General features: G+C 63.1%; 17 protein-coding genes, 1 tRNA gene and 1 pseudogene. 5 read left to right on the top strand and 14 right to left on the bottom strand.

All coding sequences use genetic code 11. The features are described 5' to 3' along the window. Nucleotides 1-25 precede the first annotated feature (25 nt). Both ACO77H_RS23585 and ACO77H_RS23590 read right to left on the bottom strand, forming a co-directional pair. On the bottom strand, nt 26-772 hold the full coding sequence (locus tag ACO77H_RS23585) for a tetratricopeptide repeat protein (RefSeq protein ID WP_432754630.1): 747 nt from the start codon (nt 770-772) through the stop codon (nt 26-28). Between the two features lie 2 nt (nt 773-774). Then, nucleotides 775-1,455, bottom strand: coding sequence for a Fe2+-dependent dioxygenase (locus ACO77H_RS23590; RefSeq protein WP_169950977.1), 681 nt, complete (start codon nt 1,453-1,455; stop codon nt 775-777). Between the two features lie 216 nt (nt 1,456-1,671). Here ACO77H_RS23590 and ACO77H_RS23595 point away from each other — a divergent pair, with 216 nt between their 5' ends. After that, nucleotides 1,672-3,975: a TonB-dependent receptor gene (locus ACO77H_RS23595; RefSeq protein WP_432754631.1), complete on the top strand. Its 2,304-nt coding sequence runs from the start codon at nt 1,672-1,674 to the stop codon at nt 3,973-3,975. Between the two features lie 136 nt (nt 3,976-4,111). Next, entirely contained in the window at nt 4,112-6,634 is a 2,523-nt protein-coding gene (locus tag ACO77H_RS23600) for a PepSY domain-containing protein (protein ID WP_432754632.1), read from the top strand. A gap of 103 nt (nt 6,635-6,737) precedes the next feature. On the opposite strand, the gene ACO77H_RS23605 is transcribed toward ACO77H_RS23600, so the two are convergent. From ACO77H_RS23605 to ptsP, 4 genes are all read right to left on the bottom strand, one after another. After that, nucleotides 6,738-8,279: an alkaline phosphatase D family protein gene (locus ACO77H_RS23605; protein ID WP_170041724.1), complete on the bottom strand. Its 1,542-nt coding sequence runs from the start codon at nt 8,277-8,279 to the stop codon at nt 6,738-6,740. Nucleotides 8,280-8,357: 78 nt separating this feature from the next. Next, nucleotides 8,358-10,064, bottom strand: coding sequence for a PTS fructose-like transporter subunit IIB (locus ACO77H_RS23610; RefSeq protein ID WP_432754633.1), 1,707 nt, complete (start codon nt 10,062-10,064; stop codon nt 8,358-8,360). An 11-nt stretch (nt 10,065-10,075) separates the two neighbouring features. Beyond that, entirely contained in the window at nt 10,076-11,017 is a 942-nt protein-coding gene (gene pfkB / locus ACO77H_RS23615) for a 1-phosphofructokinase (RefSeq protein ID WP_170041722.1), read from the bottom strand. Continuing rightward, nucleotides 11,018-13,876: a phosphoenolpyruvate--protein phosphotransferase gene (gene ptsP / locus ACO77H_RS23620; protein WP_432754634.1), complete on the bottom strand. Its 2,859-nt coding sequence runs from the start codon at nt 13,874-13,876 to the stop codon at nt 11,018-11,020. It lies immediately after the preceding gene. A 283-nt stretch (nt 13,877-14,159) separates the two neighbouring features. Here ptsP and cra point away from each other — a divergent pair, with 283 nt between their 5' ends. Together cra and ACO77H_RS23630 are read left to right on the top strand one after the other, a co-directional pair. Beyond that, nucleotides 14,160-15,155, top strand: a complete 996-nt coding sequence (gene cra, locus ACO77H_RS23625) for a catabolite repressor/activator (RefSeq protein ID WP_169950992.1) — start codon at nt 14,160-14,162, stop codon at nt 15,153-15,155. Nucleotides 15,156-15,157: 2 nt separating this feature from the next. Beyond that, nucleotides 15,158-15,961, top strand: a complete 804-nt coding sequence (locus ACO77H_RS23630) for a TatD family hydrolase (RefSeq protein ID WP_172312149.1) — start codon at nt 15,158-15,160, stop codon at nt 15,959-15,961. On the opposite strand, the gene ACO77H_RS23635 is transcribed toward ACO77H_RS23630, so the two are convergent. The 6 genes and pseudogenes from ACO77H_RS23635 to ACO77H_RS23660 form a co-directional block, all read right to left on the bottom strand. Further along, the gene (locus tag ACO77H_RS23635) at nt 15,881-16,321 is read right to left on the bottom strand and encodes a hypothetical protein (protein WP_169950995.1); all 441 of its coding nucleotides are present in this window, start codon (nt 16,319-16,321) and stop codon (nt 15,881-15,883) included. The two genes, ACO77H_RS23630 and ACO77H_RS23635, sit on opposite strands and share 81 nt — an antisense overlap. 129 nt (nt 16,322-16,450) lie before the next feature. Then, nucleotides 16,451-17,380, bottom strand: coding sequence for a methyl-accepting chemotaxis protein (locus ACO77H_RS23640; protein WP_407073403.1), 930 nt, complete (start codon nt 17,378-17,380; stop codon nt 16,451-16,453). Next, nucleotides 17,357-18,448: pseudogene (locus tag ACO77H_RS23645) on the bottom strand (methyl-accepting chemotaxis protein); the annotation flags it as partial. The gene ACO77H_RS23640 and the pseudogene ACO77H_RS23645, both read right to left, overlap by 24 nt. A gap of 332 nt (nt 18,449-18,780) precedes the next feature. Continuing rightward, nucleotides 18,781-19,617 carry a regulatory signaling modulator protein AmpE gene (gene ampE / locus ACO77H_RS23650; protein ID WP_169951001.1) on the bottom strand — a complete coding sequence of 279 codons (837 nt, stop codon included), beginning with the start codon at nt 19,615-19,617 and terminating at the stop codon, nt 18,781-18,783. Then, nucleotides 19,614-20,177: a 1,6-anhydro-N-acetylmuramyl-L-alanine amidase AmpD gene (ampD, locus tag ACO77H_RS23655; RefSeq protein WP_169951005.1), complete on the bottom strand. Its 564-nt coding sequence runs from the start codon at nt 20,175-20,177 to the stop codon at nt 19,614-19,616. Before ampD ends, ampE begins: the two co-directional genes overlap by 4 nt. Nucleotides 20,178-20,239: 62 nt before the next feature. Beyond that, nucleotides 20,240-22,399 carry a DUF1631 domain-containing protein gene (locus ACO77H_RS23660; protein WP_432754635.1) on the bottom strand — a complete coding sequence of 720 codons (2,160 nt, stop codon included), beginning with the start codon at nt 22,397-22,399 and terminating at the stop codon, nt 20,240-20,242. A 269-nt stretch (nt 22,400-22,668) separates the two neighbouring features. Between ACO77H_RS23660 and nadC the strand changes: the two genes are divergently transcribed. Then, on the top strand, nt 22,669-23,517 hold the full coding sequence (gene nadC, locus ACO77H_RS23665; protein WP_169951010.1) for a carboxylating nicotinate-nucleotide diphosphorylase: 849 nt from the start codon (nt 22,669-22,671) through the stop codon (nt 23,515-23,517). Nucleotides 23,518-23,595: 78 nt separating this feature from the next. On the opposite strand, the gene ACO77H_RS23670 is transcribed toward nadC, so the two are convergent. Both ACO77H_RS23670 and ACO77H_RS23675 read right to left on the bottom strand, forming a co-directional pair. After that, entirely contained in the window at nt 23,596-23,901 is a 306-nt protein-coding gene (locus ACO77H_RS23670) for a DUF6388 family protein (RefSeq protein ID WP_169951014.1), read from the bottom strand. A gap of 136 nt (nt 23,902-24,037) precedes the next feature. After that, nucleotides 24,038-24,110: transfer RNA gene (locus ACO77H_RS23675), tRNA-Thr, on the bottom strand. Nucleotides 24,111-24,121: the final 11 nt, after the last annotated feature.

Genomic DNA, 24,121 nt, shown 5'->3' on the forward strand with positions numbered 1-24,121 from the left:
CCCGTAGGAGCCGGCTTGCCGGCTCCTACAACTCTTCTGCGCGTTGCTGGTAGGCAGCAGCCATGGCGCGAATCTGCGGATCATTCGCCGCCGCCAGCGCTTTGTGCGCCACCTGCAAAAACTTCAGATTCCCGCCTTCCAGCGCCCGGTGCAGCCACTCCAGCGCCGCCTCGACCTGGCCTTGATCCGCCAGCACCGCTGCATAACTGAACTGCCCGCGAAAATCCCCACCTTCGGCCGAGCGACGATACCAATCGCGCGCTGCGGGCAGGTCTTGCGCGCAAAATTGCCCTTCTTCCAGGTATCGCCCCAACAGGTTCATCGACTTGGCATGCCCCCGTTCGGCAGCCTGGCGATAACAGGCCAGCGCCTGTTGCTGGTCTGGCGTCACACCGCGCCCGGTGGCCAGCAAGTTGGCGTAGTTGTACAACCCCCAATCCAGCCCTGCCTCTGCTGCCTGGCGATACTCGACGGCCGCCGCCCGCTCATCGGCGGCGCAACCCCAGCCGTGTTCCAGGCAGCGCCCCGCCATATTGCGTGCCATCAGGTGCCCGCCCTGTGCCGCAATCCGGAACCAGCGCAGGGCCAGTGCTTCATCGCGCTCGATCCCGCGCCCTTCCAGGAGAATTTGCCCCAGTAGCGCCTGGGCATCGAGCACGCCCTCCTTCGCCGCCATCAGGATCGCCTGGGCCGCGCGGGCCGGTGATTCGTCGAGCATGGCGCGCAGTTGTTCGCCGTCGAGGCGTTCTTCGCGGCGCAAGTGAAAAGCCATGCTCAGACCTCGACCCAGCGACGCAACAGGTTGTGATAGGTGCCGGTGAGCTGGATCAGGGCCGGGTGGTCCGGTACGTCACGGCTCAGTTGCTGGATCGCACCGTCCATTTCGAACAGCAACGTGCGCTGGCTGTCTTCACGCACCAGGCTTTGGGTCCAGAAAAACGCGGCATACCGCGCGCCACGGGTCACGGCGTTGACTTTGTGCAGGCTGGAGCCGGGGTACAGCACCATGTCGCCGGCGGGCAGCTTGACCTGCTGCTGGCCGAAAGTGTCCTGGATCTGCAGTTCGCCGCCGTCGTACTCATCCGGGTCGCTGAAAAACAGCGTGGCAGACAGGTCGGTGCGCACCCGCTCGGGGCTGCCCTTGGGCTGGCGCACGGCGTTATCGATATGAAAGTCAAAGCTGCCCCCCGCGGTGTAGCAATTGAGCAATGGCGGGAAGACTTTGTGTGGCAGCGCCGCCGACATGAATTGCGGGTTTTGCCATAGGCGCTCGAGCATGGCCGCGCCGATTTCCTTGGCCAGTGGGTGGCCTTCGGGCAATTGCAGGTTGTGCTTGGCCTTGGCCGACTGGTGCCCGGCGGTGATCTTGCCGTCTGCCCAGTCCGCCTGCTCCAGGGCTTCGCGGATGCGCAGGACTTCTTCGCGGGAGAACAGGCCGGGAATATGCAGCAGCATGAGACGTTACCTGAGGGCAGAGGGGCGCCAATGGTATTGATTACTATTGACGCTGTAAAACCCTGATCCGACGGGCAGACGTATGAGCCCGCAAAAACCGTAACTCCCGAAGTGTAAATTTTGTAAATAGAGCGCAAATAGCAATATCTCTCAATTGCTATGCATAATTGTTTACAATATATTTCGCGCCCTAACATCCTTGGGGTAGGGAATTTCATGTCGCGCCACATTACAAAAACACCAAACAGTTCACCGCGCTTGCTGGCCTCGGCCATTGGCGTGGCCATCAGCGCCAGCTCTGTCGCCCATATGGCGCAAGCGGCCGAAGAGACCGAACAAAAAGGCGAGCGCAACAGCATTTCCCTGGGGGCCACCAGCATCACCGGCCAGGAACAGGACGCAACCTCCTACCAGACCGAAAAATCCTCTTCGCAGAAATACACCGCGCCCCTGGTCGACACCCCGCGCTCCGTCACCGTGGTGCCAGCGCAGGTGCTCAAGGACACCGCCGCCACCTCGCTGCAGGACGCTCTGCGTACCGTGCCGGGGATTACCTTTGGTGCCGGTGAAGGCGGCAACCCCCAGGGCGACCGTCCGTTTATCCGTGGCTTCGATGCCCAGGGCGACACCTACCTGGACGGCGTGCGTGATACCGGCGGCCAGAGCCGGGAAATTTTCGATATCGAGTCCATCGAAGTCAGCAAGGGCCCCAACTCCTCGTTCGGTGGCCGTGGCTCGGCCGGTGGCAGCCTCAACCTGGTGAGCAAGACCCCACAAGCACGGGACTTCCTCAACGGCGGCTTTACCTACGGCTCCGACCAGACCCGGCGCTATGCCCTCGACGTCAACCGCCAGTTCCTCGACAACGCCGCGTTCCGCCTGAACCTGATGAGCCACGAACAGAACGTGGCCGGCCGCGACGCAGTCAATTACGACCGTTGGGGCGTGGCACCGTCGCTGACCTTTGGCCTGGGCACCCCGACCCGCGTCAACCTCAGCTACTACCACATGGAAAGCAACGACCTGCCGGATTCGGGCATTCCCTACGGCTACAGCAACAGTTCCGCGACGGCTGTGCATGTGCATGACAAACCCACCGACGGTGGCGACAGCAGCAACTTCTATGGTTTGAAGGATCGCGACTTCCGCAAGACCCGCGCCGATATCAGTACGTTCTCCATCGAACACGACCTGAACGACAACATGACGCTCAAGAACACCCTGCGCCACGGCAGCACCGGCCAGGACTACGTACTCACCCAACCGGACGACAGCCAGCACAACGTCAACCAGTTCGGTACCGTCTGGCGCCGGGCCAACAGCCGCGTGTCCACCACCACGACCACCACCAACCAGACCGATCTGTTTGGCAGCTTCCAGGCCCTGGGCTTCAAGCACAGCTACTCCACGGGGCTGGAATTTACCGGTGAAGAAACCCGTGTCAGCGGTTACACCGTCAGCCCCAACAGCAACCCGAGCTGCACCGTGGCCGGCGGCGGCAAGGGCGGCCAGTGCACTTCGTTGAGCGACCCGAACCCCAACGATGCCTGGACCGGCAGCGTCGCCCGCAACTACATGGGCACCAACACCAAGGCCACCAGCCGCGCCGCGTACGTGTTCGACACCATCGAACTCGACCCGCAGTGGCTGCTGAACGTCGGCCTGCGCTACGACACGTTCGACACCGAGGCCAACACCAACGCGGTACCCTCCGCCACGGTAAAAGCCCGCACCAAGCTCAAGGACGACAGCCAGTTCTTCAACTGGCAGGCCGGCCTGGTCTGGAAGCCGATGGAAAACGGCAGCATCTACACCTCCTATGCCACTTCGGCCTCGCCTGCTGGCGGCCTGGTGGGTGAAGGTGTCGACTCCAACGCCATCCCAACCGGCATCAACACCAGCGACATGAAACCGGAAGAAACCGTCAACTACGAGCTGGGCACCAAGTGGGATTTGTTCCACGACCGCCTGTCCCTGACCGCTGCCGTGTTCCGCACCGAGAAGAAAAACGCGCGGGTTCTGGTCAACTCCAACACCTATGAAAACGCCGGTGAGTCCCGGGTCGATGGCCTGGAGCTTTCCGCCAGCGGCAAACTCACCGAGCAGTGGCAGGTATTCGCCGGCTACAGCTACCTGAAAAGCGAGTTGGTGGACCCAGGCAAAAACGGCAACCGTTTGGGTGTCGTCACCGCCGGCTCCAACAAAGGCAACGAAATGCCCAACACGCCGAAGCACTCCTTCAGCCTGTGGACCACCTATGACATCACCTCGAAACTGACCGTCGGCGGCGGCGCGTTCTATGTCGACGACGTCTACGGCGACCCGGCCAACACCGTCTACGTACCGTCCTACACCCGCTACGACGCCATGGCCAGCTACAAGCTAACCAAGAACGTCGACCTGCAATTGAACGTGCAGAACCTGACCGACAAGACCTACTACGACAAGGCCTACGGCGCACACTTCGCCAACCAGGCAGCCGGTCGTACGGCCCTGTTGACCACCAGCTTCCACTTCTAAGACGCTGTAGGTTTCATGCAAAAGCCCCGCGCATCGGATGCTCGGGGCTTTCGTATGTAAAAAAGAATCTTTCTCGACAACTCACGGCATAATGCGCGCCGTAAAATTCCTATCCAGCTCAGCGAGGCCGTCCGACGTGTTGAAGAAGACCCTATTCCAGTTGCACTGGTTTTTCGGCATTACCGCCGGGCTGGTGTTGGCATTGATGGGGATTACCGGGGCCGCGTACTCGTTCCAGGATGAAATCCTGCGGGCGCTCAACCCCACGGTACTGACCGTGTACCAGCAACCCGCCGGAGTGCTGCCACCCGCTGAACTGGTGCGCAAACTCGAAGCCACCGAAGGCAAGGCCGTGTCCATGCTGTGGGTGGAAAGCGAAAGTGGCAACGCCGCCCGGGTCTTCTTTACGCCGCCACCGGGCGAACGCCGAGGGCAGATGCGCTACTTCGACCCGTACACCGGCGACTACCTGGGCGACGCCGTCGGCCAGGACTTTTTCGGCCTGATGCTGCAACTGCACCGCTTCCTCGCCATGGGCGATACCGGCCGGCAAATCACCGGTGCCTGTACGCTGATCCTGATTTTCTTCTGCCTCTCCGGCCTGTACCTGCGCTGGCCGCGCCAGGTGGCGAACTGGCGTGCCTGGCTGACCCTGGACTGGCGCAAGAAAGGCCGCAGTTTCAACTGGGACCTGCACTCGGTGTTCGGCACCTGGTGCCTGCTGTTCTACCTGTTGGCCGCGCTCACCGGTTTGTCGTGGTCCTACGAGTGGTACAACAAGGGCCTGACCAAGTTGCTGTCCGATGCCCCGCAAAACGAGCGGGTGCGCAATCGCGGCCCGGCGCCGGCGGGCCCGGCACCCGTGGCCAACTACGAGGCGATCTGGAGCAGCATCTACAGCACCGCCGGCCCGGGCCTGAGTGCCTACAACATCCGTATGCCAGCCGTCGCCGGGCAACCGGCCACGATCTACTACCTGTTGCAGAACTCTCCCCATGACCGCGCGCTGAACCAGATCAACCTGGACCCGGCCACTGGCGTGGTCAAAAGTGTTCAACGCTATGGCGATAAAAGCCTCAAGGCGCAATTGCTGACCAGCATCTATGCGCTGCATGTGGGCAGTTATTTCGGCCTGGTTGGGCGGATTATCCTTACCGTCACTTCGCTGTGCATGCCGCTGTTCTTTATTACCGGCTGGTTGCTGTACCTGGACCGCCGCCGCAAAAAGCGCCAGGTGCGCGATGCACGCAAAGGTCTGGGCGAAAACCCTGGCAATGCACCGGCCTGGCTGATCGGTTTCGCCAGCCAGAGCGGCTTTGCCGAGCAACTGGCCTGGCAGACCGCCGGCCAGTTGCAGGCGGCCGGGTTGCCGGTGAAGGTGCAGCCCCTGGGCAGTGTCAGTGAAGACGACTTGCGCCAGTCGGAACATGCGCTGTTTGTGGTCAGCACCTTCGGCGACGGCGAAGCCCCGGACAGCGCGCGCGGCTTCGAACGCAGCGTGCTGGGCCAAGACCTTGCCCTCCAGGGCCTGAACTACTCGGTGCTGGCTCTGGGCGATCGTCAATACCAGCACTTTTGCGGCTTTGCCCGGCGCCTGCACTTCTGGCTGACCAACCAGGGCGGCAACCCGTTGTTCGCCCCGGTGGAAGTCGACAGCGGCGACCAGGAGGCCCTGTTGCACTGGCAACAGCAACTGGGGCAGATCACCGGCCACGCACCGGCCGCCTGGGCCAGCGCCAGCTACGAAAGCTGGACCTTGGACCGGCGCACCCTGCTCAACCCAGACAGCAGCGGCTCGGGCGTCTACCTGCTGGGGCTCACCCCGCCCGCCCCACGGAACTGGCTGGCCGGCGACCTGGTGGAAATCCTGCCACGCAATTGCCCGTGGGCCGTCGAACATTTCCTCGACGGCCTGGGCATCGCCGGCACGGACGAAGTGCTGATCGATGGCCTGGCGCGGCCCCTGGAACAGGTGCTTGCCAGCCGCCAGTTGCCGGACAACCGCTCCCACCTGGTCGGCCTGCACGCCCAGGCCCTGGTAGAGGCGCTGGTGCCGGTGGGCATGCGCGAATACTCCATCGCCTCGATTGCCAGCGATGGCGTACTGGAACTGATCGTGCGCCAGGAACGCCACGCCGACGGCAGCCTGGGCCTGGGTTCAGGCTGGCTGACCGAACACGCGCCGCTGGGCGCGGCAATCAGCCTGCGGTTGCGGCGCAACAGCGGCTTCCACCTGCCGACTGACCCGGTACCGCTGATCCTGCTGGGCAACGGCACCGGCCTTGCCGGCTTGCGCAGCTTGCTCAAGGCGCGCATCGCCGACGGCCAGCAGCGCAACTGGTTGCTGTTCGGCGAACGCAACATCGCCCACGACTACCACTGCCAGGACGAGCTGCAAGGCTGGCTGGCCAGTGGCGACCTGGCGTTGCTGGACCTGGCGTTTTCGCGGGATCAAGAAGAGAAGATCTACGTCCAGGACCGCCTGCGCGAATCCGCCGATGTACTGCGTAAATGGCTGGCCGAGGGCGCGGCGATTTATGTCTGTGGCAGTTTGCAGGGCATGGCGGGCGGGGTGGACCAGGTGTTGGTGGACGTCCTGGGAAGCGAGGCGGTGGAACGCCTTATCGAACAGGGCCGCTACCGCCGGGATGTGTACTGACGTACACCCATCAAAATGTGGGATGTCTACGATCTCTGGACATGCACACATCCAAATGTGGGAGCGGGCTTGCCCGCTCCCACAGGTTTGGGCGCATTTCAGGTCAGGCGGGTTGGAGTTTTTGTTCGAATACCGACACGCCATCGAGGTCGCGTAGTGTGACCGTCAACTCCGCCGTCTGCCCATCAATCTGCACCTCGCCAAAAAACTGGAACCCCGCAAACGGCGATGTGTTTTGCACCGCCGGGGCCTTTTCAAATACCACCTGCGGGCCAAAGGTCTTATCCAAAGGATTGGGCCCGAAGCTCCCGGCGTTCAGCGGCCCCGCGACGAATTCCCAGAACGGCTCGAAATCCTGGAACGCCGCCCGGTCCGGGTGGTAGTGGTGCGCCGCGCAGTAGTGCACATCAGCGGTCAGCCACACATGGTTACGCACCTGTTGCGCGCGCAGGAAGCCCAGCAATTCGGCAATTTCCAGCTCACGGCCCTGGGCCGCGCCCGGGTCGCCGTTGGCCACCGCCTCCCAGCGCGGCACGCCGGGGCTGACTTCGCCGTCGGGCACGCCGAGGCCGATGGGCATGTCGGCGGCGATCACCTTCCACTGCGCCTTCGACGCCTTGAGTCCGCCCTTGAGCCAGTCCAGTTGCGCCCGCCCCAGAAACGGTTTGGTCCCGCCCAGGTTGTCATCGTTGGCCCCGCGATAGCTGCGCATATCCAGCACAAACACATCGAGTAACGGCCCGTAGCTGAGCTTGCGGTAGATGCGCCCACCCTGGTCGGCGCCCTGCAAGCGCATCGGCGCATATTCCAGCCAGGCCTGGCGTGCGCGGCCCACCAGGGTGGTGATGTCCTTGGTCTGGTAACGCTCGTCCAGTTGCTTGCCGGGCGACCAATTGTTGACCACTTCGTGATCGTCCCATTGCCAGATCTGCGGCACCTGGGCATTGAAGCGGCGCACGTTTTCGTCCATCAGGTTGTAGCGGTAGTTGCCACGGTACTCATCCAGGGTTTGCGCGACTTTGCTCTTGGCCTCGGTAGTAAGGTTGCGCCAGATGCGCCCGCCTTCGGTGGTCAATTGCGCCGGTACCGGGCCGTCGGCGTAGATGGTGTCGCCGCTGTGGATAAAAAAGTCCGGCAGGCGCAGGCGCATGGCTTCGTAGATGCGCATGCCGCCAATATCCGGGTTAATCCCAAAGCCCTGGCCGACGGTGTCGCCGCTCCACACAAAGCGGATATCGCGCCGTTGTTGCGGCACGCTGCGCAGGTGGCCGAACCAGGGCTCGCTGGCCACGCCGGTCTGCGCATCCTCAAATTGCACACGGTAGAAAATCGCCTGGTCGGCGGGCAGCCCGGTCAGCTCGACGCGGGCGGTGAAGTCGCTGCGGCTGTCGGCCAAAGGCGAGATGAAACGGCGCGGGTTGCCGAACAGGCTGCGGGTATCCCACTCGACCACCATCCGTGCCGGGCGGTCGCAGCGGCTCCAGATCATGGCGCGGTCGCCCAGCAAGTCGCCAGACTGCACGCCATCGGTCAACTGCGGCCGGTCCTTGACTGAAGCAATTACCGCCGGCGCCAGCCCCGGCAGCAACAGGCCGGCGCCGACGCCCTGGATCACCCGACGACGGCCGGGATTGAAGTGGCTCATGGGTTTGCCTCTGCACAGCAAAAGGAAAACTAAAGCATGGCCGGATGAAGCATAGATGACAGGTGTCGCTACCTACACTCAGGCAACGGCCAGTTCGACGGCCTCCGGGCGCTTGATCACGGCGTACACCAGCCCTGTGAGTACGCTGCCGGCAACGATCGCCAACAGGTACAGCAGCGCATGGTTGATGGTGTTCGGGATCAGCATCACAAACAGCCCGCCATGGGGTGCCATCAACTTGCAGCCGAAGTACATCGACAAGGCGCCGGTCAACGCGCCGCCGGCGATGCTGGCGGGGATCACGCGCAGCGGGTCCTTGGCGGCGAACGGGATGGCGCCTTCGGAGATAAAGCACATGCCCAGGATCAACGCGGCCTTGCCGGCTTCGCGCTCGGTCTGGGCGAACTTGCGCCGGGCCAGGAACGTAGCGATAGCCATGCCAATCGGCGGCACCATGCCCGCGGCCATGGTGGCGGCCATCGGCGCGCCGCTCTGGGAGGCCAGCAGGCCGACGGAGAAGGCGTAGGCCGCCTTGTTGATCGGCCCGCCGAGGTCGGCGCACATCATCCCCCCCAACAGGATGCCCAGCAGCACCGCATTGGTGGTGCCCATGGTGCTGAGAAAGTCCGTAAGGCCCGCCAGCATCTGCGCCACGGGCGGGCCGATCAGGTAGATCATCGCCAGGCCGGTGACCAGGCTCGCCAGCAACGGGATGATCAGGATCGGCTTGAGCGACTCCAGGCTCTGCGGCAATGGCACCGCGCGGGTAATCAGCTTGACGCTGTAGCCGGCGAGGAATCCGGCGAAGATCCCGCCGATAAAACCCGCGCCCAGGGTACTGGCCAGCAGGCCGCCGATCATCCCCGGCGCGAGGCCCGGACGGTCGGCAATCGAGTAGGCGATGTAGCCGGCGAGCAACGGCACCATCAGGGTGAAGGCGTGGTCGCCGACCGCTCTGAGGGCTGCGGCCAGGGTGCCAGGTTCTTCGTAGGCGTGGATCCCGAAGACGTAGGACAGGGCAATCAACAAGCCCCCCGCCACCACCATCGGCAACATGAACGACACGCCGGTCAGCAGGTGCTTGTAGACCCCGGTTTTCTCCGCCTTGGCCACCGCGCCACTGGCCGCGCTTTCCTGTTGGCCTTCGGCCAGTGCTTTGTCGAGGATTGCGGCGGACTGCTTGAGCGCAATGCCGGTGCCGCAACGGTAGATTTTCTTGCCGGCAAAGCGCTCGGTGGCCACTTCGATGTCGGCGGCCAGCAGCACCACATCCGCGTCGCGAATGGCTTGTTCGCTCAGGGGCGTGCGTGCGCCCACCGAGCCCTGGGTTTCCACCTGTAGGTCATAACCCTTGGCCTTAGCGGCCTGCTGCAAGGCTTCGGCGGCCATAAAGGTGTGAGCCACGCCGGTGGGGCAGGCGGTGATGGCGACAATGCGCGGCACATTTTTTACCGTCGGCACTGTGGTGCTGGCAACGTACAACTGGGCCTCTTGCGCGCCCCGTTGCAGCACCGCTTCAACGTCCTGCAACGCCTGGGCCGGAGTGCTCTGGTACACGCGCTTGCCGACAAAACGCTGCATGTCCACCGGCGTGCTGGCGACCAGCAACACCCATTCGGCCGCATCGAGGGTGGCCTGGGAAAGTGCGCGCTCGGGGTGGTTCACGTCCACCACCTCCACGCTGGTGCTCCAGCCCTGGCGCTGGGCGGCGGCGTCCAGCAAGCGGGCGCACAGCACACTGGTGACCATGCCGTTGGGGCAGGCAGTAACAATGGCTAATTTCATGACAATCCCTCTTATTGTTCTGTCAGCGGGCGTACGTGCACGCCGCTTTCGAGGCGCGCCAGCTGCGCGTCGTCGCTGATGCCAAAACCGATCTGCGTGACGGCCATCGCGGCGATGGCCGTGGCCCGCGCCAGGGTTTGCCGCGGTGCCTCGATCGCCAGCAAACCGTGCAGCATGCCGGCCAACAACGAGTCGCCCGCGCCTACGGTACTGGCGACGGTGACGCGGGGCGGCGTGGCCTGCAGGGCAGCGTCGGGACCGAACCAATTGACCCCATCGGCGCCGTGGGACACCACCACATGCTCGACACCTTGCAGGTGCAGGCGCTGGGCGGCCTGGGCCTGTTGCGCGACGGTAGCGGTCGGGCAATCGAGGGCGTCGGCCAGCTCTTCGGTGTTGGGTTTGACCAGCCAGGGGCCGGCCTGCAACCCGGCGCGCAGGGCTTCGCCGCTGGTGTCCAGGGCGACTTTCAACCCGAGGTTTTTCAGGTGCAACAACAGGCCCTGCAACCACTGCGGGCTGACACCCTGGGGCAGGCTGCCGGCGACCACCACCACATCATGGCCCGGGGCAATCTGCGTCAACTGGTCGAGCAGAGCCTGTTGCGCCTGCGCGCTGACCACCGGCCCCGGCGCGTTGATATCAGTCACCCGGCCGTCCAGCTCGGCCACCTTGATATTGCTGCGGGTTTCCCCCGGCACACGAATAAACGCATCGACAAAACCCCGACGGGCAATCAACGCTTCAAATGCCTGGGGATTGTCTGCCCCCAGAAAACCGCCAACCGTCACGTGATGGCCAAGGTCTGCCAACACCTGGGCGACGTTCACCCCTTTGCCCGCCGCATGGGTCAGCATGGCCAGGCTGCGATTGACCGCTCCCGGCTCCAGGCGTGTCAGTTGTACGGTCAGGTCCAACGCCGGGTTCAGCGTCAGGCTTAGAATCCTTGCCATTTACACAGCCTCCACAAGGGCACGCACTTGCGCGGGAGAGCCCACGGCCAAGGCGTTTTGTGCGAGGGCCTGGGCCTCGCCCAGGGTGAATTCACGTACCCGGGCCTTGACCTCGGGAATGCTGCGCGCCGAGACGCTCAACTCATCGACCCCCAGGCCCACCAGCACCGGCACTGCCAGCGGGTCGGCCGCCAGCTCACCACACACCCCGACCCACTTGCCATGGGCATGGGCGGCGCGCACGGTGATGTCGATCAGTTGCAGCACGGCCGGGTGCAGGCCGTCAGCCTGGGCCGACAAGGTTGGATGACCACGGTCGATGGCCAGGGTGTACTGGGTCAGGTCATTGGTGCCGATACTGAAAAAGTCCACTTCCCGGGCCAAAACCGGCGCCAGCAGGGCCGCCGAGGGGACTTCGATCATGATCCCCAGTTGCAGGTCCGCCACCGGGATCTGCGCGCGCAGGCGCTCGGTCATGTCCCGGGCCTGGCGCCACTCATCAACGCTACCGACCATGGGGAACATGATGCGCAGTGGGCGGCCATCCGCCGAGCGCAACAGCGCACGCAGTTGGGTTTCCATGATCTGCGGGCGTTGCAGGGTCAGGCGGATGCCGCGCACGCCAAGGAACGGGTTTTCTTCCTTGGCAATCGGCCAGTACGGCAGCGGCTTGTCACCACCCACATCCAGGGTGCGCACCACCAGCGGCCGCCCAGCCAGGCCGTCGAGCACACGACGGTACTCGGCTTCCTGGGTGGCTTCGTCCGGGGCCTGGGAATGGGCCATGAAAATCAGTTCGGTGCGCAGCAGGCCAATGCCTTCGGCGCCCTGCTCGACCGCAGCGGCCACACCGGCGCTTTCGCCGATATTGGCGAACACTTCCACCGCATGCCCATCGCGGGTCAAGGCCGGTTCATGGCGTTGCGCGGCGGCGGCCTGCAAGCGTTGCTCGCGGGTGTCGCGCTCCTGGGTAGCACGCTGCAAGGTGTCGGCATCGGCATCCACATGCAGGCGCCCGCGCTGGCCATCGAGCAACAATGGCGTGCCCGAGGCCAGCAGCAAGACCGCCGGCCCGGCGCCGACCAGCGCGGGAATCCCCAGGGCGCGGGCGACGATGGCGCTGTGGGCGGTGGCACCACCGCGTGCGGTGAGAATCCCGGCCACGCGCGTCGGGTCGAGGCGCGCCACATCCGACGGGCCGACCTCATCCATCACCAGAATGTAGGGCTCGTCGGGCTCCTGCGGGGTATCGATGCCACACAGTTGCGCCAGCACCCGCCGGCCGATGTCCCGCAGGTCGGCGGCGCGTTCGGCGAGCAGTGCGTCCTGCAAGGACTCCTGCTGTTTGGCCGCCGCTTCGATCACGCTCATCCACGCGGCTTCGGCGCTTTCGCCTTGTTTGAGGCGGGTGTCGACTTCGTCGGTCAGCTCCGGGTCGTCGAGCATTTCCTGGTGGGTGATGAAAATCTCGCGGATCGCCTTGGACGTGCTGCGCTCGATCAAGCCCTGGATATCGTGGCGCACATCGCGCAATGCTGCGGATAACCGCTCGCGCTCGGCGTTGGCCGACTCGCCGCGCAACGGATAGTCGAACGGCTGCAACACCTGGATATGGGCCGGGCCGATGGCGATCCCCGGTGCCGCAGGGATTGCCTGAATCAGGCTGCCGGAGCGCGGCGCGCTGATCAGTGGTTCGACCTCAAGGGTCTCAACCCGTGCACTGACGGCCGGCAGCGGCTCGACGTCTTCACCCAGCCCCTCTTGCACAGCCGCCAGCAGCGCCGGCAGCGCATCGTCGGCAATGCCGGGTTCGGCGACAAATTCCAGCACCTGGCCACGCCGGGCGCCGAGGCTGAGCAGTTTGCTCAAGCTCTTGACCGACACCGCACCGCCCTGCCCGTCGACGATCCGCACGCGGATCTCGCCGTCGAAGCCTTTCGCCAGTTGGGCCAGGGCCTTGGCCGGCCGCGCATGCAGGCCGTGGGCATTGGCCAGGGCGATACGGGCGCTGGGCCAATCGGCGGGCAGTTCGCCACCCAACACTTCGAGGACCGCTCGGCTGCTGGTGGCGCGCCCCAGTTCCTGGCCGCGCCCTTCAATCAGCAAGGCGCACAGGCGCTCAAGCAATGCCTGGTGGGCCTCGCCGAGGCTGGCCAGGCAAAACAGGCCGCTCAATGGCTGGCCCAGGTAGCGCATGGGTTTGTCCGGTGTGACAAAGGCCAGGCCCGGGCGCTTGACCGTTTGTTCGCTGTGCAGCCACCACAGGCCATCGCCCAGGGGCAATGCATCGACTTGCTGCAACACCGCGGCAAAGCCATTGCTCACGCAATCGGCCTGGCGCAACAGGCGGGCGCCGCGCCACACCAGTTCTTCGAAATCGTCGGCAGACACGCCCAGGCCGATCATTTGGGCATCCAGCGCCAGCTCCTGGGGCGCGCCTTGCAGCAGCTTGAGCAAGGCGTCGGCCGAGGTGGCGCGGCACAGCGCCTGGCCCAGGTCGGTTTCACCAAGGGCGCGGGTCAGCAGTTGCAGCAGGCGCAGGTGCTCATCGGACTTGGCGGCAATGCCAATCGCCAGGTAGACGATCTGGCCATCGCCCCAATCCACACCGTGGGGAAATTGCAGCAGGCGCACGCCGGTGGCGAACACCTGGTCGCGGGTTTCGGGGGTGCCATGGGGGATCGCAATACCCTGGCCGAGGAAGGTCGAGCCTTGCGCTTCACGGGCTTGCAGGCCGCTCAGGTAACCCTCGGCGACCAGGCCATCGGCTACCAGTTTTTCGGCGAGCAGTTGCAAGGCAGCAGACTTATCCACAGCCAACTGGCCCATGGATATCTGCTCTACGGTGAGCTCAAGCATGCCTTTCTCCTAGTTAGTGCGGGGTGCGCACTAGGTATTGTTTTGATTAAACCGTGCAAAAATATCTGACTGAGCGGTCAATTGGCAGTAGGCACTCAGCGGCGAACATCGTAAAAATACGCTTGCTGAAACGTTTAATCTAGAATTTATGGCAGATTACTGGGTAATTTTGCATCGTTGAAGCACCACTCGGCGCTTGAGTTGCGACAATGGTCGCGTGCAGGAATCGGTTACGATTGGACAAAATGTCGGGGCAAGCTCTAAAAAACAAGGAAATCCCGGTTTGAAACTCAGTGATATTGCACGTCTAGCCGGTGTGTCCGTGACCACCGCCAGCTACGTCATCAATGGCAAGGCCCAACAGCAACGGATCAGCACCGCCACCGTGGAACGGGTGCGGGCGGTGGTCGAGGAGCATGGCTTCACTCCCAACCCCCAGGCCGCAGGGCTGCGCAGCCGACATACCCGCACCTTGGGCTTTATCCTGCCGGACCTGGAAAACCCCAGTTACGCACGGATCGCCAAGCTGTTGGAACAAGGCGCGCGGGCCCGTGGCTATCAATTGCTGATCGCCAGTTCCGACGACGATGCCAATAGCGAGCGCCAGTTACTGCAACTGTTCCGTGCGCGGCGTTGTGATGCGCTGTTCGTCGCCAGTTGCCTGCCTGCCAGCGATGACAGTTATCGCGAGCTGCAAGCCAAGGGCCTGCCAGTGATCGCCATCGACCGGGTGATGGAGGCCGAGCAGTTCTGCTCGGTGGTCAGCGATGACCGCCAGGCCTGCCAGCAGTTGACCAGCAGCCTGCTGCAACCGCTGCCCCGGCAGATCGTGTTGATCGGCGCGCGCCCCGAGCTGAGCATCAGCCAGGAACGCGCGGCGGGTTTCCAGCAAGCGTTGCACGGCTTCAAGGGCGAAGTGCTGATCGAGCACGGCGAAGCCTTCAGCCGTGATTGTGGCCGCAAGTTGATGGAAGAACTCCTGCAACGCCTGGGGCATTTACCCGACGCGCTGGTGACCACTTCCTACGTATTGCTACAAGGGGTGTTTGACGCGCTGCATGACTTCCCGCTCAAGTCCCGGCCACTGCGCCTGGGCACCTTTGGTGACACTCAGTTGCTGGACTTCCTGCCGCTGCCGGTCAACGCCATGGCCCAGCAGCACGCGCTGATCGCGCAGACGGCCCTGCGCCTGGCGCTGGCGGCGATTGAAGAACAGCACTACCAGCCGGGCGTGCATGCCATTGGCCGGACCTTCAAGCAGCGGATTCACGAGGCGTAGGCGTGGAGCTGATCGACAGCCACACCCACCTCGACTTCGAGGACTTCGACGCTGATCGCGACGAGGTGCTCAGGCACAGCCGCCAGCTCGGCGTGCGGCGCATGGTGGTGCTGGGGGTGTACCAGCGCAATTGGCAGCGGTTGTGGGACCTGGTGCAACAGGACCCGGACCTGCATGGGGCCTTCGGCCTGCACCCGGTGTATCTGGATGAACATCGTCCCGCAGACCTGATCGAATTGGGCGACTGGCTGAGCCGCCTCAAGGGCCATCGCCAGGTGTGCGCCGTGGGGGAAATCGGTCTCGATTACTTTCTCGAGCACCTGGACCGCGAGCGTCAGCAAATATTGTTTGAAACGCAATTGCAGTTGGCCGTGGACTTCCAACTGCCGGCGCTGCTGCATGTGCGCCGCAGCCACGCGGCCGTGATCGCCACCCTCAAGCGCATCCGCCTGGCCCGGGGCGGGATCATCCATGCCTTCGCCGGCAGCCGCGAAGAAGCCCGCGAATACATCAAGCTGGGGTTCAAGCTGGGCCTGGGCGGCGCGCCGACCTGGCCCCAGGCCTTGCGCATGCACAAGGTCATCGCCCAACTGCCGCTGGATTCGGTGGTGCTGGAAACCGACTCGCCAGACATGGCCCCCGCCATGTACCCCGGCCAACGCAATAGCCCGCAGCACCTGCCGGCAATCTGCGGCGCCCTGGCCGAACTGATGGGCATCAGCCCTTCAGCGTTGGCCGAAGCGAGCACCCGCAACGCTTGCGAACTGTTCAACTGGCCGCTCGATAGCGGGGTTGACCGCCTGTAGCGTCAGGGTCATGCGATGCCGGTGGCGAGCATGACGCAGGGTCAAGAAGTGAATCAGGATCGCCACCAGCGACACGTTCAATTGCCCGACCTTGCTGATCAAGCCGACCCACTCCACCACCAGGGCCACCAACAAGGCCACGCTGGTCAGCACCAGCATGCTCGGGCGCAGCAAGGCCAGGTTGTCCAGAGACTTCAACTGGCGCAGTTGCCTGGGGCAATTGAGCTGTAGGACTTTGTGACAATACGGACAATCAAAGGGCTCGTTGAGAGCAATGGCATTGAGCTGCCAGGGCTTGAGGCCGAAGGTGATGTCGCAATGGGCGCAATGCCCTTTCACGCCTGGGGTTGTCGCGGTCATGGCCCTGCCTCCCGGAAGCGCTGGATGGGGTGTGAAACAAATTCTCACCCAATTGCACTACAAAAAAAGCTCATACGGGAAAACAGGACATGCACTACATCACCAACAAACAATACCTACAGACATAACTCACACGCGAAATGCGCCGATCAGCTTTTTCAGCTCAATCACCTGCAGGGACAATTGCCGGCTGGCCTCTTCGGTCTGGTGCGCGCCTTGGGCTGCGTGCTCGCCAGCCCGATTGATCTCGACGATGTTCTGGTCGATGTCGTGGGCCACCGCCGTCTGCTGCTCCACCGCCGCCGCGATTTGCTGGTTCTGATCGACGATCATGCCTACCGCACCGAGGATGTTTTCCAGGGCCAACTGGACTTTTTCCGACTGACCAACCGTACCACTGGCCATTTTATGGCTGCTGCCCATGGCCTTCACCGCTGCGCTGACGCCCTGGTGCAGCTTGGCGATCATCTGCTCGATTTCTTCGGTGGAGTGCTGGGTGCGTCGGGCCAGGGTGCGGACCTCGTCGGCCACCACCGCAAACCCGCGCCCCTGCTCACCGGCCCGTGCCGCCTCGATGGCCGCGTTCAAGGCCAGCAGGTTGGTTTGCTCGGCAATGCTCTTGATCACTTCCAGCACGCTGCTGATGGATTGGCTGTCGATGGCCAGTTGATTGATCACCAGCACTGACTGATCGATCTCCGATGCCAGCAGCGCGATGCTGCCTTGCTGGGATTGCACCAGGCCACGCCCGCTGAGGGTCTCATCGTTGACGCTGTGGGCACTGCTGACAGCCGCTGCCGCACTGCGTGCCACTTCGTGGGCGGTTGCCGACATCTGGTTCATGGCCGTCGCCACCTGCTCGATCTGGCTGCGCTGGCCCGACACCGCCTGGTTGCTGCGCGCCGACACCGATTCCACTTGCCCGGCCTGATGCTCGACTTCATGGACGGTCTGCCCTACCCGTTCGATCAGGTCGTGGATTTTCGCCACGGTGCCGTTGAACACTTCGCCCAACTCCCCCAGTTCATCGCGGCTCTGGGACTTGAAGCTGACGGTCATGTCCCCGGCAGCGACCTTATCCATCATCGCGCCCAGGCGGCGCAGGGTGGTGCGCGTCGAGGCGTAGAAGCCGCCGTACAGATAGAAAATCAACAGGAACACCGCCGCCAGCGCCGCGACCAGCAGCACCATGTGCGTGCGGTTCTGGGCCAGGCGCTGTTGCAGCTGCTGGTCGAGGAAGGACAGGGTCGCGTCGTCCAATTGATAGGTCTTGGCCATCAAGGCCGTCACGTCGTCATAGAAGGTCTGCCATGGCGCCTCCAGGGTTTCGGCCATCACCACCTGCTCTTCAAACAGTTCGCTGCCCTGCTTGAGGCTGGCCTGGCTGGCTTGGGCCAAGGCATCCAGGGAGCCATGGGCGGCCTTGCTGGAGCCGAGGGCGTCCTGCACTTTCAAGCCGTATTCAGCCTGGAGCTTTTCCAATTGCTGCAGCAGTTCGTCAAAGCGCGTACTGGACGACGAGTTGAGAAAACCCTGGCCCAGGGAGTACGCGCCCATGGCCCGGCCCTCGCCCAGGGCCTGGGTGACTTGCGGGGTGACGCTGGTCACCAGGTCGCTGAGTTGGCGCACATCGCTCTGCGCATCACGGCTCAACCCCGACTGGCTGGCAATGATCTGGCTGAACATCTGTGCCTTGTTGAGCAACTTGCCGATCAACGCACTTTTGCTCAACAGTGAAGACTCGGTTTGCTGGCCCTTGAACGCCGCAATCATTTCATCGCGCTTGCTTTCGAACACTGCGACCTGCTCCGGATCGGCCGTCATCGCCTGGAAGCCTTGCAGGCGTTCAAGTACGCGCTGCTCCAATGCCGTGATGCGGCTTTCGATATCCCCCGCCTTGCCTGCCTGGCCGAGGGTGGCGTTGATCTGTACCTGATTGTTCAGGGTTTCCAGGTCGCGGCGCAGGATCAGGCTGCTGCCCAGCAGGTCCAGGCTCTGCAACTCCACCTGCGTGCCCTGGAACTCACGCCAGGAGTCGCGCACCAGGTAATAGTTGGTTACCAGCATCGGCAGGAAAAACAGCACGCTGATCAGGCTGAACTTCATGCCGAAGCTCAGGCGATTCATCAACGCAATGGCGGGATAGAGCAAGCTCTTCACAGATGAACTCCCTTTTCTTTTATTTTTATTGAAGGCGCAGGGCAGCGGCAGAAAGCCACTATTGGGCGCGCTGTCTGTATAGCTTAAATCGGCGGGGAGTTTTGTAACTTAAGGTTAACGCGATCAGTGGGGCTTGGCGGCGGGCCGATTTTTGAAGCCACAACAGACTCTATGTGGGAGGGCTTGTGTGGGAGCGGGCTTGCCCGCGATAGCGGTGTGTCAGTACCGGATTTTTTGACGGCTACACCGCATCGCGAGCAAGCCCGCTCCCACACAAGCCCGCTCCCACAAGGTATTTTTCAGGGCAAGACGGTCCAGATCGCAAACCCGGCGTACCACAACACGGCAGCGCGCAGCAGCAGTTCCCACAACCGGTCCAGGCTGTTGATACCTTCGGCACCGACCACCGGCGCAGGAATTTCGCCGGCCACCAGGCCGACCTTTTCCACCAGTTGCGCTGCGCTGATATCCCAGCTCAGCAGCTCATGCAGCATCACCCGGCTGACCGCGACAAAGTTGCCGACCAGGGCAAAACTTGCCGCCAGCAACCGCACCGGCAACCAGTCGAAGGCATGGCGCAATTGCCCGGCGCGCTCGACCACCAGCGGGTTTTGCCCGTGTTCGGTAGCCAGTGCCAGCAAGCGGTAGGCCAGGACGACCACCGGGCCAAGGAGGAAGTACCAGAAAATCACCGCGAAAAAGCTCTGGTAGGCCTGCCACAGCAAATGGCCCTGGACCCGCTCCAGCAGTTGCTCGCCGCTGTCGGCGCCAATGGCCAGGTCGCGCTCGGCAACGTGTTCAGCCGCTTGCAGGTCACCCCGGCGCCAGGCATCACGAAACGGCCCCAACTGGCCCAGCAGGTCACCACGGCCCAGGCTGTAGATCACCACCAGCAGGTGCACCGGCAGTGCCAGCAAACCATAGGCCACCGGCTCCAGGACCAGCAGCAACAGCCCCAGCAGCGCGACTGGCAGCAATACCAGCAACACCAGGATCAGCCAGGGTTGCTTGCCCAGCCGCGCGCTCGACTCAAGCCGGGCCAGTTCGCGCAGCCAAAGGCCATCGCGTTGTACCCGCGAACGCAAGGCCGAGAACTTCTCGATCCATACCGCCAGCACCAACACCAGGAAACTCATTGTGCATGTCCTCCTTCCTGCAAGGCGCCGCGAAAACGCGCCCAATCAAAAGCCGGTCCAGGATCGGTCTTGCGTCCTGGGGCGATGTCACTATGACCGCAAATGCGCTGGAGCGTGATGCCCGGGTAGGCGGCCAGCAATTGGCGACTCAGTTCGATCAAGGATTGGTACTGGGCGTCGGTAAAGGGCTGGTCGTCGGTCCCTTCAAGCTCGATCCCCAGGGAAAAGTCGTTGCAGGTCTCGCGCCCCTCGAAACAGGAGACGCCGGCATGCCAGGCACGGTCCTGGCAGGAGACAAACTGCGTCACGGCGCCGTCGCGCTCAATCAGAAAGTGCGCAGAAACCCGTAGGTCGGCAATACCTGCAAAGTAGGGATGTTCCGTGACATCCAGGCGATTCTGGAAGAACTCCTGCACTTTGCCCGTGGCGAACTGGGCCGGTGGCAAGCTGATGTTATGCACCACCAACAGGGAAATCTCGCCGCCCGGGCGTTCATTGAAGTTGGGCGACGGGCAATGGGCAATGCCCTGGCACCAACCGCTGGTGGGGTCCAACTGCATACAGGTTCCTTGCGCAAGACGTGGGAGCGTCCAGTATGCCGTGATCCGCCGGGTGGTTGCGATCACTTGGCGCGATTGAGTTGCCGCAGATTGCCAATCACCGACGCCAGCGCGCGGTCGAACAGCAGTGCATCATCGAGGGTACGCACCCCGCCACGCTTGAACTCCAAGGCCAGTTCAGTGCAGGTTTTCTCCAGCACCTTGAGGCCTGTGCGATTGACAAATATATAGCTGTTGGCGGGCGCGATAATCGCTGTCAGCTTGCAGCGCAGGGTGTTTTCCTCATCTTCGCGAAATTCGACCCAACTGCCGATGCGCAGTTGTCGGACCTTGAGCAGATCGGGATCGTCCTCCGCCAGGCTGACCGTCTGCCCTGGCGCCCCAGCCGCCGCGTCCTCGCGCACTTGGACCAGTGTCACGCCGGGCAGCGCCGCCCCCTGGAACGCCTGGGTATGCAGGGCCTGCAACTGGACAAAAAACTCCCGGGTGACAAACGAATCAAACGCCGCCTTGCTCAACCCTTCACGCAGGGCCTTGAGCAACGCGGGCAACTGTTCCAGCAGGCGGTGGCCAGCCTCGGTGTCTTCACTCAGGCCGACACTCCAGATCAATTCGTCCATGGCCCGCAACCGCGCCTGCCATTGCGGCGAGTGTTGCCCGTGCTTGAGGCATTCGAGCAACAAGACCTGGCTCCACGCCTGTTGCAGGAACTGCACCACGAACTGCGGCAAGACCTTGCCCAGCAAGCGTTGGCTAACCGCATCGGCGACCCGTTGCCGGGCCTGCTCGGTGCGGGCGCGCCCTTCTTCGGCGTCGCGGGTGCGCTGTTCGAGCAACTCACTGCGGCGGCGCTCGTCCTGGGTGTAAGCGGTGAATTCCTGCAGCAGCACGGAGAAAATCGCCGGGTCGTCGACAAAATCATTCAACAGGCACTGCACCACCTGCTCGATGCGCACGTACAGGCTGTCACGCTGATAGTCGTCACGCTTGCCCCAGCCCATGGCGGCGGTCCCGATTTCATTGAGCAAGCGCCGCGCCGGGTGGCTGCCACGGCTGAAAAAACTCTTGTCCAGCACGGCCACTTTCAACATCGGAATCTGTAGGCGCGCGATCAACGCCTTGAGGGAATCGGGCAGGGTGCGGTCGTCGAGGATGAATTCGAACAACATGGCGATCAGGTTGATCACATCCTCGTCGGCATCTTCCACTACCCGCGACTTGCCACTCTTGACGCTGACCCGGGTGAGCAATTCTTCCAATTGGCGGCGCAGGTCGAAATCGTCCTCGACCGCAGGTTCCGGCACATACTGCTGCAGATGAGACAGCAGGCGCAGCAGGTCACGGGTAGAAATCGGCTGGGCCTGGGCGCTGGCCTCCAGGGTCGGGGCCACACTGCCGCGCACGGTCAGCAGCAGTTCTTGCAGAGCCGCGAAGACTTGTTGCTCGGCCTCATCGGCCTGCGGGTCGGCAGCAGGGGCCGCTTCGACCGGCGGGCGGGCCCTGCTGGCGCGCTCGCCGGCACGCCGCGAAGGGACGGCCTTGAGTTCGGGCAGCACGCCGGTGGCGACCAGCAACTGATTGGCCTCGCCGTAGAGCAGGTCGGCATCGCTGAGCACGTACTTTTCAAACAGTTTCAAAATGATCAGCTTGACCCGGATCTCCACCCCCAGGCTGCGCCCGGCCCGCAGGAAGTACTCGCAGAGCATCGACGGGCCAAGGGGGTTTTCCCGATCGTCGAGGCGCTTGCCCAGCAGCGCACCGAGGCGGGCGGTCAGTTGCCCAAGGGCCAGGCCATCACGGTGCATGACCTTGTCGAGCATGGCCTCCAGGGCCACGGCTTTTTCCAGGTCATCGGCGCACGCGCCGGGCACTGCTTCGTAGGAGACCGTCGGCAACAGCAACTCGCCTTGCCCGGCCTGCCCCAGGTTGGCGAATGCGTCGAAGAATTGCTCCATGAACACGCGCTCGAAGTTCTTGCGCTTGAGGCGCAGGTCGCGCATGGCTTCAAAGAAAATATTGTGGTCGGCGTTGTTGCGGGCCTTGTCGGCCATTTCGAACAGGGTGTCGTCGGCGTTATCGAACAGTTCCTGCAAACCCCGGTCGAGTTGCTGGGTGGCCTTGTCACGCACCTGGAGCACGATCACAGGCAGGCGGGCGAGCGGCGACGGCATCGCTTGTGCGGCGATCTTGTTGATCGGCACCACCTTTGCGTCATTGTGCATGCTGGCCTCCTGGAACGACGGGGTTCGGTTTTGTGAGCGCTCGCGCGGCAACCGCCAATGGAATACCGGCGGGAGCGCGATTATCTGTAGATCACCGAGACGTCAAAGCTATGACGCCAATTGCAAGGCGCGAGATTATCTTGCAAATAGCCCCTGTAGCGCCAGCAAACTCTGTAGGTGCTTTGTAATCAGGCAGGTTATGCCGGCATACCTTGGGTTCGGCGCTGCCATGCCCCTATAATCGGGGCACTTTGTATGTGGAGCCCGCTATGCCGAATCTACGCCTCGCCGACCTCACCGCCGAAATCGAAGCCAACGTGCGCCGCGCACTGCTGGAAGACATCGGCAGCGGCGATATCACCGCGCAATTGATCCCGGCCGAACGGCTGGCCAAGGCCACGATCATCACCCGGGATGCTGCCGTGATCAGTGGCACCGCCTGGGTCGATGCCGTGTTCCGCCAGTTAGACCCGCGGGTTGCCGTGCATTGGCAGGTGCGCGACGGTGAACGCGTCAGCCCCAATCAGGCGCTGTTCCACCTCGAAGGCCCCGCCCGCTCATTGCTGACCGGTGAGCGCAGTGCGCTGAATTTCCTGCAACTGTTGTCGGGCGTGGCCACGCGCGCGCAGTACCTGGCGGACTTTGTCGCCAGCACCCAGGTCAAGCTGCTGGACACCCGCAAGACCCTGCCGGGCCTGCGTCTGGCGCAAAAATACGCAGTGACCTGCGGCGGTTGCCACAATCATCGCATCGGCCTGTATGACGCGTTCCTGATCAAGGAAAACCATATCGCCGCCTGCGGTGGCATTGCCCAGGCCATAGCTGCCGCCCACAAGATCGCCCCGGGCAAGCCGGTGGAAGTCGAAGTGGAAAGCCTGGAAGAGTTACGCGAAGCCCTGGCGGCGGGCGCCGATATCATCATGCTGGATGAGTTGAGCCTGGACGACATGCGCGAAGCCGTACGCTTGAACGGCGGCAAGGCCAAGCTGGAAGCCAGCGGCGGGATCAATGAAAGCACCTTGCTGCCCATTGCCGAGACCGGCGTGGACTACATCTCCATCGGGGCGATGACCAAGGATGTGAAGGCAGTGGATTTGTCGATGCGGCTCAGTATCTGACACCGTCATCGCCAGCAAGCCGGCTCCTACACAATTGTGCGACACCTGTAGGAACCGGCTTGCCGGCGATAATAGCGTTTAAACCACCAGATTGTTCATCTCGCAGTACTCTTCCCACTCGACACCCAGCACCTCGGCCGCCTCTTTGTGCAAGGCCAGGCGCGCCGCTTCGAATTCTTCCGCTGTGGTCGTGTACTTGAGGGTCAGTTCCCAAGGCTGGAAGCCCTGGCTCTCGGCCTCGTCCTCGAATGCCCACTGGATCTGGTCGCGCTGGTCATCAGCGTTCAGTTCCTTGATCTCTTCCTTAAGCTGCGGCGATTCCTCGAGATATTTCTTGAGGGCTTCTGCGTGCCGCACTTCCTGGGTCATTGCTGTCGTGGTCATGTCGTTCTCTTAGATCGAGGAATGGGGATGCATCTGGGTCATCAAGGTTGCGCAGATACAAAAGAACGGGCACGAATACCGGTTCATCTGGCCTTCAGAACCATTCTGGGATCATCTGAAAACTGTGGTGCCTTTTTGCCCGAGACAGGAGTCGAACCTGCGACCTTCGCGTTACGAGTGCGCTGCTCTACCAACTGAGCTACACGGGCGGTGGGCTAAA

The organism is Pseudomonas sp. WMBT8 (assembly GCF_050916005.1).
Lineage (GTDB): Bacteria > Pseudomonadota > Gammaproteobacteria > Pseudomonadales > Pseudomonadaceae > Aquipseudomonas.

What these genes read in the sequence shown, in the direction of transcription:
- ACO77H_RS23585 (WP_432754630.1), bottom strand. Translation starts at nt 772, where the DNA reads ATGGCTTTTCACTTGCGCCGCGAAGAACGCCTCGACGGCGAACAACTG.
- ACO77H_RS23590 (WP_169950977.1), bottom strand. Translation starts at nt 1,455, where the DNA reads ATGCTGCTGCATATTCCCGGCCTGTTCTCCCGCGAAGAAGTCCTGCGC.
- ACO77H_RS23595 (WP_432754631.1), top strand. Translation starts at nt 1,672, where the DNA reads ATGTCGCGCCACATTACAAAAACACCAAACAGTTCACCGCGCTTGCTG.
- ACO77H_RS23605 (WP_170041724.1), bottom strand. Translation starts at nt 8,279, where the DNA reads ATGAGCCACTTCAATCCCGGCCGTCGTCGGGTGATCCAGGGCGTCGGC.
- ACO77H_RS23610 (WP_432754633.1), bottom strand. Translation starts at nt 10,064, where the DNA reads ATGAAATTAGCCATTGTTACTGCCTGCCCCAACGGCATGGTCACCAGT.
- pfkB (WP_170041722.1), bottom strand. Translation starts at nt 11,017, where the DNA reads ATGGCAAGGATTCTAAGCCTGACGCTGAACCCGGCGTTGGACCTGACC.
- ptsP (WP_432754634.1), bottom strand. Translation starts at nt 13,876, where the DNA reads ATGCTTGAGCTCACCGTAGAGCAGATATCCATGGGCCAGTTGGCTGTG.
- ACO77H_RS23635 (WP_169950995.1), bottom strand. Translation starts at nt 16,321, where the DNA reads ATGACCGCGACAACCCCAGGCGTGAAAGGGCATTGCGCCCATTGCGAC.
- ACO77H_RS23640 (WP_407073403.1), bottom strand. Translation starts at nt 17,380, where the DNA reads ATGACCGTCAGCTTCAAGTCCCAGAGCCGCGATGAACTGGGGGAGTTG.
- ampE (WP_169951001.1), bottom strand. Translation starts at nt 19,617, where the DNA reads ATGAGTTTCCTGGTGTTGGTGCTGGCGGTATGGATCGAGAAGTTCTCG.
- ampD (WP_169951005.1), bottom strand. Translation starts at nt 20,177, where the DNA reads ATGCAGTTGGACCCCACCAGCGGTTGGTGCCAGGGCATTGCCCATTGC.
- ACO77H_RS23660 (WP_432754635.1), bottom strand. Translation starts at nt 22,399, where the DNA reads ATGCACAATGACGCAAAGGTGGTGCCGATCAACAAGATCGCCGCACAA.
- nadC (WP_169951010.1), top strand. Translation starts at nt 22,669, where the DNA reads ATGCCGAATCTACGCCTCGCCGACCTCACCGCCGAAATCGAAGCCAAC.
- ACO77H_RS23670 (WP_169951014.1), bottom strand. Translation starts at nt 23,901, where the DNA reads ATGACCACGACAGCAATGACCCAGGAAGTGCGGCACGCAGAAGCCCTC.